The organism is Rhodoferax sp. PAMC 29310 (assembly GCF_017948265.1).
In the GTDB taxonomy this organism is placed as follows: domain Bacteria; phylum Pseudomonadota; class Gammaproteobacteria; order Burkholderiales; family Burkholderiaceae_C; genus Rhodoferax.
In genome coordinates this window covers 2,551,678-2,564,896 of record NZ_CP072852.1, presented here as the reverse complement: position 1 = coordinate 2,564,896, position 13,219 = coordinate 2,551,678, and the positions used below count along the sequence as shown (strand labels likewise).

Annotated in this window: 10 protein-coding genes; 6 read left to right on the top strand and 4 right to left on the bottom strand. The window is 60.6% G+C overall.

The annotated features are described in order from the left end of the window. Positions 1-125: 125 nt before the first annotated feature. Complete coding sequence (locus tag J8G15_RS11765) at positions 126-1,520, bottom strand: YihY/virulence factor BrkB family protein (protein WP_210542198.1); 1,395 nt, start codon at positions 1,518-1,520, stop codon at positions 126-128. Continuing rightward, complete coding sequence (locus J8G15_RS11760) at positions 1,517-5,902, bottom strand: DUF748 domain-containing protein (protein ID WP_210542196.1); 4,386 nt, start codon at positions 5,900-5,902, stop codon at positions 1,517-1,519. Before J8G15_RS11760 ends, J8G15_RS11765 begins: the two co-directional genes overlap by 4 nt. 156 nt (positions 5,903-6,058) lie before the next feature. On the opposite strand from J8G15_RS11760, the gene trkA reads away from it, so the two are divergent. The 5 genes from trkA to J8G15_RS11735 all read left to right on the top strand — a co-directional run bounded on the left by trkA (position 6,059) and on the right by J8G15_RS11735 (position 11,155). Then, on the top strand, positions 6,059-7,447 hold the full coding sequence (trkA, locus tag J8G15_RS11755) for a Trk system potassium transporter TrkA (protein ID WP_210542195.1): 1,389 nt from the start codon (positions 6,059-6,061) through the stop codon (positions 7,445-7,447). Between the two features lie 12 nt (positions 7,448-7,459). Continuing rightward, the gene (locus J8G15_RS11750; RefSeq protein WP_210542194.1) at positions 7,460-8,920 is read left to right on the top strand and encodes a TrkH family potassium uptake protein; all 1,461 of its coding nucleotides are present in this window, start codon (positions 7,460-7,462) and stop codon (positions 8,918-8,920) included. Positions 8,921-8,959: 39 nt separating this feature from the next. Further along, positions 8,960-9,385 (top strand): rhodanese-like domain-containing protein, encoded by a 426-nt coding sequence (locus tag J8G15_RS11745; RefSeq protein ID WP_210542193.1) that lies wholly within the window; start codon positions 8,960-8,962, stop codon positions 9,383-9,385. Positions 9,386-9,437: 52 nt separating this feature from the next. Further along, positions 9,438-10,100, top strand: a complete 663-nt coding sequence (locus J8G15_RS11740) for an HAD family phosphatase (RefSeq protein WP_210542192.1) — start codon at positions 9,438-9,440, stop codon at positions 10,098-10,100. 647 nt (positions 10,101-10,747) lie between these two features. Continuing rightward, complete coding sequence (locus J8G15_RS11735) at positions 10,748-11,155, top strand: hypothetical protein (RefSeq protein ID WP_210542191.1); 408 nt, start codon at positions 10,748-10,750, stop codon at positions 11,153-11,155. A gap of 589 nt (positions 11,156-11,744) precedes the next feature. Here the strand turns inward: J8G15_RS11735 and J8G15_RS22130 are convergent. Further along, complete coding sequence (locus J8G15_RS22130) at positions 11,745-11,837, bottom strand: PEP-CTERM sorting domain-containing protein (protein WP_210542190.1); 93 nt, start codon at positions 11,835-11,837, stop codon at positions 11,745-11,747. Next, positions 11,838-12,401 (bottom strand): CHRD domain-containing protein, encoded by a 564-nt coding sequence (locus J8G15_RS11725; protein WP_210542189.1) that lies wholly within the window; start codon positions 12,399-12,401, stop codon positions 11,838-11,840. Between the two features lie 473 nt (positions 12,402-12,874). Here J8G15_RS11725 and J8G15_RS11720 point away from each other — a divergent pair, with 473 nt between their 5' ends. Beyond that, the gene (locus J8G15_RS11720) at positions 12,875-13,159 is read left to right on the top strand and encodes a hypothetical protein (protein ID WP_210542188.1); all 285 of its coding nucleotides are present in this window, start codon (positions 12,875-12,877) and stop codon (positions 13,157-13,159) included. Positions 13,160-13,219: the final 60 nt, after the last annotated feature.

Sequence of the window (13,219 nt, the reverse complement as noted above, 5' to 3'; positions counted from 1 at the left end):
GTTTCGCTGCGTACATGACTTACGAAATTTCTCCGTGACCGGCGGCTATGTGTCTTCTAGAGTCGTTCAAGTCCAAAGCCCCACTGACTCCTAACGCCCGCATTGCAGACGCTCACCCTCGCCATTTAATGAGGCAGCAACGTCGGCTCAGTTCTCTCCTCTGCTCCATCGTCCAACACATCAACACTCTCCTCAGGCAGTCCCGCTAGATCGCGCAGGCTGACGGAGCCGGCGGCGGTTTCTACGGCGGTGCGGATTTGGGCGAGCACCTGGTCCACAGGGGCTGGGGTGGGGAGTTTGTCGGGGGAAAAGAAGCGGGCTTCGCCGGCGCTGCGAACGGCGTCCAGCACCTGGGTCACGCTAATCATCGAGGGGTCGCGGGCGGGCAGGTACAGGGGCGGGTCGTCGCCGGTTTGCTGCAACAGTTCGTTGTCTTGCAAGGCGGTCACCACGGCGCTGAGCACATGCATGGGCACGCGCATTTGCTGGGTGAACTGCTCTAGCGAGATGGCGGGCTGGCCAGCTAAAAAGCGGCTGGCTACGCGGCTCATGAGGGACAGGGCCAGGCGCTCGCGCACGCGGTTGCTCAGGCGCGGTTCGCCGCTGCCCAGGTACAGGTATTCGGGGTGCTGGGTGTAAAACGCCACGCTGGCGCCAAACAGCAGCACGAGCCAGCTCACATACAGCCAGATCATGAACAGCACCAGAATGGCAAAGCTCGAATAGATGGCCGCGTATTGGCCGGACGACGCCACAAACACCGCAAACAGCCAGCCCGAGGTCTGCCAGACGATGCCGCCGATGGTGCCGCCAAGTAGCGCGGCACCCAGCCGCACCCGCGTGTTCGGAATAAAGAGGTAGACAAAGGTGAAGGCGGCAATGATGAGCAGGTAGGGCACCAGGCGGCTGGCCACCTCAACGACCTGGCCCAGCGCGTCCACGGCCAGCAACTGGCGCACGGTGTCGATGTTCAGCACCGTGGCGGTGAGCCCGAGGGCGGAGAACACCAGAGTGGGGCCAATGATGAGCACGCTGAGGTAGCGGCTGAAGCGCTCGCCCAGACGGCGGGGCTGGGGAATGTGCCAGATGTAGTTGAGCGACTCTTCAATCTTTTGCACCAGCGAGACGGCGGTGTACAGCAGCAGCGCCAAGCCCACGGCGCCCAGCACGCCCACGTTCATGTTCTGGATGAATTCGCCAATGTGTTGGGCCACCTCCACACCTTTGTCGCCCAGCGGCTCCAGCAGGCTGCGCAGCATGGGTTGAATCTGGTTGTTAACCCCAAAGGCTTTGAGCACCGAGAAGCTCAGCGCCAGCAGCGGCACGATGGACAGCAGCGTGGTGTAAACCAGGCTCATGGCGCGCAGCGTGAGCTGGCCCATGGCCAGGTCACGCCCCAGAATCAGCACCGTGCGCACCAGACGCAGCGCGCCTTGTTGCCAGCGGGGCCGCTCCAACACCTGTTTGTCCCAGATCAGGGCTTCCAGGCGACTCAGAAGGTCGGCGTGGGCAGGTGTCATTTGGCGACCTCAAGTTGCAATTTCAGGGTGACGGATTGGGGGTCGGCGGCAGCGGCCGTTTCGGCCTTGCCCACAGACGTACGCGCGCCAGAAACACCAAGGGTTTGGGTGAGTTCTGTCACGATGGCGTCGCTGCGCTGGGTGGCCAGTTGAGCCAGCGCCTCGTCAGAAACGGGTTGCTCGCTCAGCAGGCGATCCAGCAAGCCTTGGTAGAAGGCGGTCGGGGGCTGGGGCGGTGCGTTGGCCGCAATGGGAGCCCCTGTTGCGGCATTGGTGGTGGGGGGCTGCGGCGCATCAGCGGGGCCGTTGACGGCCTGCATGGCCCGTGCCTTCAGGGCGGCCAGCACCTCAGGGGCGTAGCGGGTGCTGAACACCGCTTCAACCGCTTTTTGCGTGCGGGCGTTGGCCACATCCACCGGCCCGGGGTCTTCGCCGGGCGCCAGGGTGATGCCCATGGCGGTGATGATGTCGCGGCGCACGGCCAATGACTTCAGCACGGGCGTATCGAAGTCATCCGAGCGGGTGGGCGGCACCACCAGTTTCAGCGTGGGCCGCTCTTTCAGCGCCCGAGCGACGGCGGCGAGTTTCTGCCGCTCAGGCGGCGCCAGGGTGGCTGTTCCGGGCTCGAAAATCACGGTGTCCAATGTTTTCTCGCCACCGCCAAACAGGGCGGCCAGCGCTCTGAAAGGGTCGGTGACGATGCCGCCCAGCAGGTTACCAATGGCTTTGCCAATGACGGTGCCGTAGTCGAATTTCGGGTCGTTCAGGTCACCGCTCACCGGCAGGCCAATGTCAATCACGCCGTCCGAGTCGGACAGGATGGCAATGGCCAATTCCAGCGGCAGGTTCAGGGCGTTGGGGCTTTCCACCTTTTCGCCCAGCGCCACTTTCTTGAGCACCACCTTGTTTTCGCCCAGCAGCTTGCCGTCTTTGATGCGGTATTGAAGGTCCAGCCACAGACGCCCGGCGGCAATCCGGTAGCCGGCGAACTTGACGACGTAGGGGGACAGGGAGGTCATTTCCAGGTTGCGAAAAGAGATGTCAATCTCAGTCAGTTTTTCGGGGCTCATCAGGCCGATTTGCCCGCCAATTTTGGCCGAGCCGTATTGATCAACACGAGCATCCAGCTGCAATTTGGCACTCTGGTTGGGGTCGTTGCTGAGGCCGGTGACCACGCCTTTGAGCTCATGCATGCGGGCGGCAAACTGGGGGCGCAGGCTGGCGTCCGAAAACTCCAGCGTGCCGTCAGCGACGCGAACCCGCGCGATGCTGACCGGGAAGGGATCGGATGCCGCTGGGACGGCTTCGCTTGGGGTACTTTCCTTCGCTGGAGCTGGCTCGGACTCCGTTTTCTTCAGCACGTCGGTCAAGTTGATGGATTGGTCGGCGGCAATGATGAGGCGGCCCGAGGGCTGGTCGATGCGCAGCTCGGCCATGTCCAGCCGGTTGGGGTTCAGGGTCAGCACGATGTCGTCCGAGCCCAAGCCCGTCCAACCCAGGAACGGGCGCTGGGGTTCGACCTCGTTGAGCAAGAATTGGTTCACCGCCGCTTTGCCTTCGAAGATGAGTTGTGCACCCGCCCCCTGCGGGTCGCCGTAGCGCAACCGACCGCTGCTGCTTGCGGTGCCGCTGGCAAGTTGTAACTCGGCAAATTTGGAGAGATAGCCCTGTACTGGCGCCAGCGCGATGTTGTTCAAGGTGAGTTGCAGGTCGGCCGCGCCGGTGGTGGCGTGCGCCGTGCCAACTGCCTGAATCTCGCCGCCGCTGGCCAGCTTCGTGTTCAGGTCCAACTGAAGGGGTGCGCTTGCCCCGGTGTCCAGGTTCTTAACCTGTGCGCGGATAGGGTCCAACCGCAACGCCAAGGGCGGCTGCACCTGACGATCCTCAAACCCTAATACAAACGCATCCAGCGTGGTTTGCTTCACGGCAATGCGCCAAGGCGCGGCTGCGGCTGCCTTGCCGACGGCTGGTGCTGGAGCAGGTGAGGGCGTCGCGCCGGCTTTGGCGGGGCCGACCGTGTCAAACAGCTTGATGAGGCTGAACTGCCCATTGGCATCCAGCCAGGTATGGGCTTGGCCGTCGGCCAGCGTGAGGGTGTCCGCGGTGAACTGCTGCTGAGGCAGGCGCAGCACGCCACCGGCCAGCGCCGCTCGGCCCAGCTTGATCAGCTCCGTACCGTCGGCCGGGCTGTTCAACACGGTTTGGGTCAGCTCGGCGCTCAAGCCGTCGCCGGTGAGTTCAAGCGGGCCCTCGGGCAGGGTCAGTTGCAGCGACTGGGCGCTCATCGTCGCTTGGGCCACCTGGCCTAACTCACCCGGCGCGCCCAGCGCTTTGACAGACATGGTGCTCAAACTCAAAGCGGTGTCGCTCAAACGGGCTTGAAGAGCGCCCGTGGTGTCCAATGTGAGCTGGCGGGTAGCGAGCCCGCCGCTTGCCAGCGAGAGTCGGTTCTCACCTTGTTGGGCGTTGAGGCCAGTCAAATCCAGCGCGGCAGAGGTGCCGTTCAGCTGGACTTGCCCCTTGTCCAGCGTCAAGGCCAGTTGCTCGGCTTTGAGGTCAGCGCTGACAAGGGCGAGCGCATCATCGCCCTGCTTCAGTGCCGCGCCGCGACTGCCCACGGCGGTGGTCTGCAGGGTAGCGGAAAGAGATGTGTTGGCGCCTTGCTTCACCAAGGCCTTCGCGCCTTGAACGGTCAATTGGTCGAGTGCTGCGGACTCGGTGCCGCGCTGGGCTTTGAGCTGCGACAGCGTGCTGCCCCATTGGCTGATGTTGATATCCGTCTGGCCTGGCGCCAGGTTCAAGGTCAGCTCCTGGCCACGAACGGCGCCCTCTCCCAACGACGCGTCTTGCCCGTCCTGGCGAAACGTGGCGCCAGTCAAGGCCAGTTGAGTGCCGCTGAGCGAGGCTTGTGTGCTGGCACCTGATTGAGTCAGGGTGGCCCGGTCGGCTTGCAGCGAGGTGCTGGCCAGGGTGACGCGGTTGGTGGCGTCTTGGGCGCTCAGGCCTTTTGCGAGACCGATGTAGGGGGCGTCCAGGGACACTTTGAGTGCGTCAACGCCCTGGTTCAGGTTGGCCTGAGTCGCTTTGACCTCCAGCGCGGGCAGGGTGAGTTGTTGTCCGGGGCTTTCCAGCTGCACGCCAGTCACGGCCAGTTTGACGGGGCCAAGCTGCAAGGCCAGAGTCGAGGGGCCAAACTCGCCACGGGGTGCGGCGCTGAGCGCCACGGAGTCGATCTTGGCGCGCTGCCCTTGCTTCACATCTTGAAAGTTGACGGCCACTGAACTGATGGACGCGTTGGCAATGGACACCTGCCACGGGGGGGCTGCAGGCGGCTCGGGCGGGGTGTCAGGGCGGGCGCGAACCAGCGTTGCCCAGTCGAGTTGACCTTGCGCGTTGGTGGCGGCGTTGACCTGACCGTTGTTGAGCGCGAATCGCGCGACATGGATTTGCTGATTGACAAGGTCCACGCGGCCGTCCGTCAGGCTCATCTTTTCAAGCGCCAGCAAGGGCGCCGCGCCGCCGGGCGCAGAGATGGACAGGCCGGCTGCGTCCAGGCCCAGGTTTTGTAAAATGCCCGCCAGTTGATTTTGGGCGTTCACTGCCAGGTCAAAGTGGGCGTTGGCGGCGAGTAGACCGGCCGGAGCGTCGATGGCCACCCAGCGCGACAGGGCCCGCACCAGCGTGTTGACTTGAATGCCTTTGAGTGCCAGTTGGCCCTGCACCGCGATGGGCTTCAGGCTCAGGCTGCCTTCGCTGGTCAAGGATTCGCCCTGAGCGGTGGGCATCGTCAATTGGTAGCGGGTGGTTGGCTTGGCCCCTGTTGACAAGCCCTCGATGGACAAGGCCAGCGGGGCGATGCGTGAAATCAGGGGCTGGTCCAGCTGCTCGTCAGACACCTCCACGACACCGTCGGAGAGGGTCAGTCGCTGCACCGCCAGTCGTGGCAAGGGGCTGGACTCTTGCGGCGCCGTGTCGTCGCCTTGCAGTTTGGCCAGCAGGGCGCTGAAGTTGTGCTGGCCGTTCTTTAGTTGCGTGAATTGGAGCTGGGGGGCGTCAAGGGCGGCCTCGGAGAAGGTCCAGGTCTGGTCCACCAGGCTGCGCCACAACTCAAAATCAACCCACAGGCGTTGAAACCCCAGCAAGGCTTTTCCCTGCTCGTCAGCCAGAGCCAGGTCGCGCACTTCCAGTTGAAACACCAACGGGTTGAAGTGAATCTCGGCCACGCTCAGGTTTTGCCCCAGCTTCTCTCGCACCAGCTTTTCACCTTGCCATTTGACCAGCGCCGGCAGCCCCCAGAATCCGCCCGCCAGATAGAGCGAGCACAAGCCCGCTACCGATAATACGGGCAGGCTGAGCAGGAAGCGGCGTAGTTTCTGGAGCATGAGGGCAGTAGGTGCGGCACTCACAACGGGGGGTGAACAGCGGGGGCCGCTGTCGTACGCCGCGTTGGGTGGGGCGCTGCTGTTGTCTTGCCCCATCTTAAGCGTTGGCCGGGTTTTGTGCCCCCGCTATGATCCAAGTCCTTAGAAGGTTCACACATGCGCATCATCATCCTGGGTGCCGGACGGGTTGGCGAAAGCGTCGCCGAGAGTCTGGTTTCCGAGCAAAACGACATCACCCTGATTGACCCCGATCCCGAGCGGCTTCGCGTGCTGGAAGACCGGCTCGACCTGCGTGGTGTGGCCGGCAACGGTATTCAGCCGTCTGTACTTCGCAGTGCAGGCGCTGACGACGCTGACCTCTTTATTGCCTGCGCCTCGCTGGACGAAACCAATTTGGCCGCCTGCAAGGTGGCGCGCAGCGTCTTTGGCATTCAAACCACCATTGCCCGCCTGCGTTCGCCCGAGTTTGAAGAGGGCGACGAGTTGCTCAGCAACGCCGGCTTTGCGGTGGACCATGTGATCTGCCCTGAAGAGTCGGTGATGCGCTATATCAATCAACTCATAGATTTCCCCGAGGCACTGCAGGTGCTGGAGTTCTCACAAGGGCAGGCCAATCTGATTGCGGTGCGGGTGGCCGAGGGCAGCATTTTGGTGAATCACACCATTGGCGAATTCCGCGAGCTGTTTCCCGAGGCGCCCATGCGGGTCGTGGCGGTGTACCGTCAAGACGCCGAATTGCCGGTGGCGCCCGGCACCCGCGTGTTGCCGGGTGACGAGGTGTTTGTGCTGGCCGCCAAGAGCAAGATTCGCAAGGTGCTGGGCGCGATCCATAAAGACGACCGCCCGGTGCGGCGGATCATGATTGCCGGTGGCGGCAAAGTGGGGCTGCGACTGGCTCGCAACCTGGCCGCCAACTACCAGGTCAAGATCATTGAGTCCAACCGCAAGCGATGCGATTACCTGGCCGCCCAGTTGCCCTCGCAGGTGCTGGTGCTGGCGGGCGACTCGACTGACGAGGAATTGCTGATAGAGGAAAACGTCGGTGAGATGGATCTCTTCATTGCCCTGACCAGCGATGACGAGGACAACATCTTGTCCGCCATGCTGGCCAAGCGGCTGGGGGCACGCCGGGTGATGTCACTCATCAACCGCCGGGTGTATGCCGAGATGATGCAGGGCAGCGCGATTGACATTGCCCTGTCTCCCGCGCAAACCGTCATTGGTGAGTTGCTGGTGCATGTGCGCCGGGGCGATGTGGCCGCGGTGCACAGTCTGCGCCGGGGCGCGGCAGAGGCGATTGAGGGCGTGGCACGCGGCGATGAGCGAACCTCCAAACTGGTGGGGCGTCGCATTGAGGAAATTGTGCTGCCCACTGGCGCCCGCTTTGGCGCCATTGTGCGGGGCAAGGAAAGTGCCGCCGAAGTGCTCATGCCGTACCACGACCTCATTGTGCAGGAGGGCGATCACGTCATCATCTTCATCCCCAATAAACGCCTGATGCGTGCCGTGGAAAAGCTGTTCCAGGTCAGCGCCACCTTCTTCTAGTTTCAAGGCGCTATGTCCGGATTTCTTCCTGTTCTCAATGTGCTGGCCCGCATCATCCTGGGCTTTTCGTTGCTTTTTCTGGTGCCGCTGGGCTGGGCCACGATGTTGGACCATGAGCGCCTGAGTGATATCTGGCTGCAGGGCATGGGCCTGACTTTGGGGGCGGGCATGCTGCTCTTGCTGGTGACCCGGCACTACCGCCAGGAATTAATGCCGCGCGACGGTTTTTTGCTGGTCAATCTGGTTTGGCTGGTGCTGCCGGCGTTTGCCGCAGTGCCATTGATGCTGTCCATTGAAGGTTTGAGCTGGACCGACGCCTACTTTGAGGCCATGAGTGCGCTGACGGCCACCGGCGCCACGGTGCTGACGGGGCTGGACGCCTTGCCGGTGTCGGTGAACGTATGGCGTTGCTTTTTGCAGCTCATGGGCGGTCTGGGCATCATGCTGCTGGTGGTGGCAGTGCTGCCGTTGCTGGGGCTGGGCGGAGTCCAGCTGTACAAGGCAGAAACACCCGGCCCGATGAAAGACGCCCGCCTGACGCCGCGCATTGCCGAGACGGCACGGGGCTTGTGGGGGGTGTACTTTGCGTTTTCAGTGTTGTGCATGCTGGCTTACCGCTGGGTGGGCATGTCCTGGCCGGACGCCTTCATGCACATGTGCACCACCATGGGCCTGGGGGGCTTTTCTTCGCATGACGCGAGTTTTGGCTACTGGAATTCAGCGAAGGTCGAGGGCGTGGCCATTGTCTTTATGGCACTGGCCGGGGTGAGTTTTGCACGCTACTTTATTGTCTGGCGGGCGCGCTCGCTGATGTCTTTGCTGCGCGACGTGGAGGTGCGTACCTATGCTTTTGTGCTGGTGGCCTCCGTGGCTGGCTTGAGCATGGTGCTGGTCGCGCACGGCACTTACCCGGACTACCTGAGCGCCTTGCGAGCGTCAGCTTTTCACGTGGTGTCGTTGGCCACAACCACGGGTTATGCCTCGGCCGACTACGCCTTGTGGCCGGTGTTTGCCCCGGTACTGTTGTTATTTTTGGGCAGTTTTGTGTCGTGCGCGGGCTCCACGGGCGGTGGCATCAAGATGGTTCGCATGGTGCTCTTGATCAAACAGGCGCGCCGGGAGTTGGTGCGGGCGATTCACCCCCGGGTGGTCAACCCCGTCATCATGGGCCGCGCGCCCATCTCGGCCACCGTGATTGCCTCTGTGATGGCCTATATGCTGATTTACGGCGCCACCATTTTGGGACTGACCATGCTGATGCTGATCTCGGGGTTGGACATCGTCACCGCGTTCTCAGCGGTGGTGGCCACGGTGAACAATATCGGCCCCGGCCTGGGGCAGGTGGGTCCGTCCACCAGCTTTGGTGTGCTGACTGATTTTCAGACCTGGATTTGCACCGTTGGCATGCTGATGGGGCGTCTGGAACTGCTTGGCGTTATGGTGCTGTTTCTGCCCCAGTTCTGGCGCAAATAGGTTCTTTGTTTTTTGCTCACTCATCACAGGAGAGGTCACATGCCCATCACCAAAGGTTACCAACAGCTCGTCAATGAGGCCATGGCCGAGGTCAAAACCTATTCGGTGCCGCAGGCGCTGGCCAAGCTTAACGACGCCAAAGTGCAAATTGTTGACATTCGCGATATTCGCGAACTGGCGGAGGGCACGGTCGTGGGGGCATACCACGCGCCGCGCGGCATGCTGGAGTTTTGGGTGGACCCGGCCTCGCCGTATCACAAGCCGATGTTTGCCGACGAGTCCAAGGAATTCATCTTGTTCTGCGGCGCCGGTTGGCGCAGCGCGCTGGCCGCCAAGTCCTTGCAGGACATGGGCATGACTAATGTCGCCCATATTGATGGCGGTTACGCGGAATGGCTTAAGCAGGGTGCCCCCACGGAAACACTCGATGAGCAAAAAGCCCACCGTCAAGCCAAGAGTGGATGAATTTTTTGTATGAAATTGAGCTCTAGCCCAGGTGGGATAAGCGGAAGTAGCTATGAAATTTGATGCAGTTTTGTTTGATTGTGATGGGGTGTTGGTCGACAGCGAGGGACTCACCAACGCCGTGTTGCGCGATGCCTTGCAGGAACGGGGCTGGACGCTCTCAGCGGAAGAGTGCATGGCGCTTTTCGTGGGGAAAACCGTGCGCGAAGAGCGCGCCGCGATCGAGGCCCATACCGGCAAACCCTTCTCACAGGAATGGCTGGAAGAGTTTTACCAGCGGCGCAACCGCGCGCTTGAGGCCAGCCTGGAGATTGTTCCCGGCGCCCGAGAGGCCGTGGCCGCCGCCCAGGCCCATGCCGCGCTGGGCATTGCCTGCGCTTCAGGGGCAGACCGCTTCAAGGTGGAAATGCAGCTCGCCAAGGTTGGCTTGATGCCGTATTTTGAGGGCCACGTCTTCAGCGGCCATGAGATGCCCCGCTCCAAACCAGCGCCCGACGTGTATTTGGCTGCGGCACGCCACCTGAACGCGCAGCCCCAGCGCTGTCTGGTCATTGAAGACTCGGTGGCAGGAATTACCGCCGGTGTGGCCGCAGGCGCCACCGTCTGGGCGTATTGCCCTGCAATGGGCCATCAATCGGCAGACCTGCTGAGGCAGGCCGGAGCGCAGGCCGTGTTTGCGAACATGGGTGACTTGCCGGGATTGCTCGCCGCCTGAGTCCTGTTGTGCCACTTTGGCAGGCATCGCCCGCCAAGCCCCGCCAGTGCTGGCTTGGCGGGGCTTGTCCCGGGTGCTTTCCACAAAGTTGTCCACAGAAGTTGTGCATGACTGGTGGCGTTGGTGCTGCCGTGAGATCGTGGCACTCAGGCGAAAATTGGATGTGATGTTGGGGCTAAAATGCTCCTCCGGAAGTGCTCTCAAGATCAATTGAGGCAAGTTTGTGTGTTAGCCAAAAGGGTGGGAAAACCCAGATCAGACAGAGTTATTCTTTTTGCCTATATATTGGGCATCACGTCAGAGGCCGCATCAAATAAGGGTTTGATCGACTTCTCCACGCCCGGTCAACAAAGTTATCCACAAAAAATGTGGAAGGCTTTTTCCAAACCTGTTTTGTTGCACCATGTCCGCCGACATCTTGTTCGAATTGACGTCCGCGGTCGGATGGCGAGGCGCTGATCTCAGCGGTTGTCGCCCAATCGCTCGGACGTCTTGCCCCCGCGCAGGCCGCAGAGTGCAAGTTTTACACACACCAGCCGCCTTGCTTGCGTTCAGCTCAACTCGGCGACTGACGCGCAGGGCGTCCCGAGTCTGACTATGATCGCTCCCACCGCGTCTCAGTCCAGAAACGCGAGTTGGCTTCCCTCATGACTACTGCATCGCCCATTTTTCCCATCCGAACCGAATGCCCGCCCGGGGCCTGCATCTGCGGGCGGGACGCCTTGCTGGCGCAAACAGACGCTGACTTGCGGGTGTTGCGCTTGACTCGTGACGATGAGAAGCGCTTGTTGGAACGGCTGGAAAACCTGGGCAGCCTGAGCGATCTGAGACGCATGGAAGCGCGCATTGAGCAGCAGTTGGGCGTGCGACTTGAAATCAGCATCAGTCCCAATGTCGTGCGAACGCTGCGCGGCATCACCATTCTGGTGGTCGAACAACCGGGCCTGTGCCGCAAGACTCGTCAGGCTATTCCGGCCGCTATCAAACGCAGCCTGGAGCAACGCCCGGAGATTGCCTACGAGTTATTGAACGTGGGTGGTCTGTTCGAGGCTTAATAAGAGAGCCGCACAATGCGTTTTTGCATTCTCATGTGTTGCTGCTCGTTTAACAGGCATCGTCTTGAAAGCCGCGCCAACTGGCGCTTTGGCGGGCTTTTTCTGGGGGCTGTCCCCAAAGTTATGCACAGAAATTGTGGGGCGTAAAAATTAAATCCATCTGCAAGTCTCTCACCTTGACGCTGGAGTGAGGGCCCCGAATTTGCATTCAATTTTTATGACGACGCGCTGAATTGTCAAGGAATGTATGTTAGTCAACAGACAAATAATTTGTCTATTTTGAGAAGTTATGCGCAGTGCCTATTTAATGGGCAATGTGTTGAAACCCGCATGAAATATAGGCCTTCCGGCATCGGTTGCACCAGGATGCAAAAGTTATCCCCAAAAAATGTGGATCACTCAGAAACTCGTTTCTCATGGTGGAATGTCGGCGAATGGTGCTGGATGAGTCTGTGCAAATGAGCGGGCTGTCCGTCCACAGAAAGAGGCATCAAGTGCTTCGCAGGCCGCACCACGCCACGCTGGCGCCATCAACTTCAGGAGCAGTCAGTAAAGTTATCCACAAAAATGGCAGAGGCGTAAAAGGGGCTTAGGCCAAAAGGTTCGCATGGCCAAGGCGCCGGCACAAGGCCAAGCCCACCAGTCCCAACCCCTGCAGGGCTAGGCTGCCCGGTTCTGGCACTTATTGCTGAAGAAAGCCGCGGATCTCTCCACCGGGGAAGCGGCTGGTGTGGATGTTGAGGTAACTCGTACCATTGGAAAGCCCCGCGAAAATGGCTTGGCCGGCGTTTGCCACACCGCCTTGTGCGGTAACAAACGAGGGGTTGTAGAAACTGGGCAGAGCCATATCAAAAGTGAGATCGCCGACGCCGGCGTCGACACCCAAAGGAAAGCCGAGCAAGCTGGGAACGGCGGTTGCAGCGCCTGCGGTTCCGATGTCTGCGACGGCTGTGCAGCAGTGGATGTGTGCTGCCGTGGTTGACCCACTCAATCCCGAAAAGTTAAGATGGATTTCCATCGTCAGCGCGACGGTGTCGATTGTCACAGTGGCGGTGCCGACGCCCGTTGAACTGCTGGCGGGTGATTCATTGGCCCCGTTAAGCACTGCGTTGTAGGTTAGCACGTTGGCTTGTGCAGCCGTTGCGCCCCAAAGCAGCGCGACAAGTGAAAAAATCGCCCTTAAGGGTTTCATGGCAGGTCTCCGGTTGCTGTAGATTCCGTTCAGTTTGAGCGTCAGGAGGCGCAAATCGGGACACCAAGCAAATCGCGCGCCATGGCTCGCGTGGTTCAGGCCAACCCTTGCTGGCCCTGGCCCTGGCTTTGCGAGGGGGAGGGGCGCCTGCCCATATTGACCGGGTGAAAGTGTGTCAACTATGCCGACACAGTGAACCGGTTCATTCCGGCTGCTTGGGTGGCGTCCCAGATACTGCCATCTTGATAGGACGTAGCTCTGAAACCCTGCCTATGATTGGTGCTTGGCATGACTTTTCCTTGATGATTTCCACAAAGTTATCCACAGAATGGTCCGGCAGGTGAAATCCACCGGAGTTGCGGATGGGGAGGGTTTTTCCTAGTGCTATTGCACACCAAATCAATGAGATTTTTGGCGTAAACCCTCTAGTTCTTGCCTCAGTTCATGTTAGCCGTTGGCACTCGAAATTGGTTTTTCGCGGCAGTGGTTCGCGTTGCTTATTTTGGTGGAAAGCTGTTGCAACCCGCATGGATAAACAGTTTCATGAGAAATTGATGCTCATCATGGTGGAGTTGTCCACAAAAAATGTGGATACCTTCAAAGCGGGAGTTCGGGCGCGACTGTGCAGCGTGGATTCAAGTGTCATTGCGCCGGTCTTGGGTCTCGTTTCGGCCATATGTCTCAGGCCCAATCCTTGTGCAGCCCGCATCAAATCGGGCTTTGAGGTGCATTTTTCAGGAGCAGGCAGAAAAGTTATCCACAGATTCGGCGCGGAGTCGCGCCATGATCGATTAGCGAACGGGAAAACGTGACACCTGTTGGGATGCGGGTACCCCGAGGTCGCCCGACCTTTCCAAGGCGGCGCGATCAAG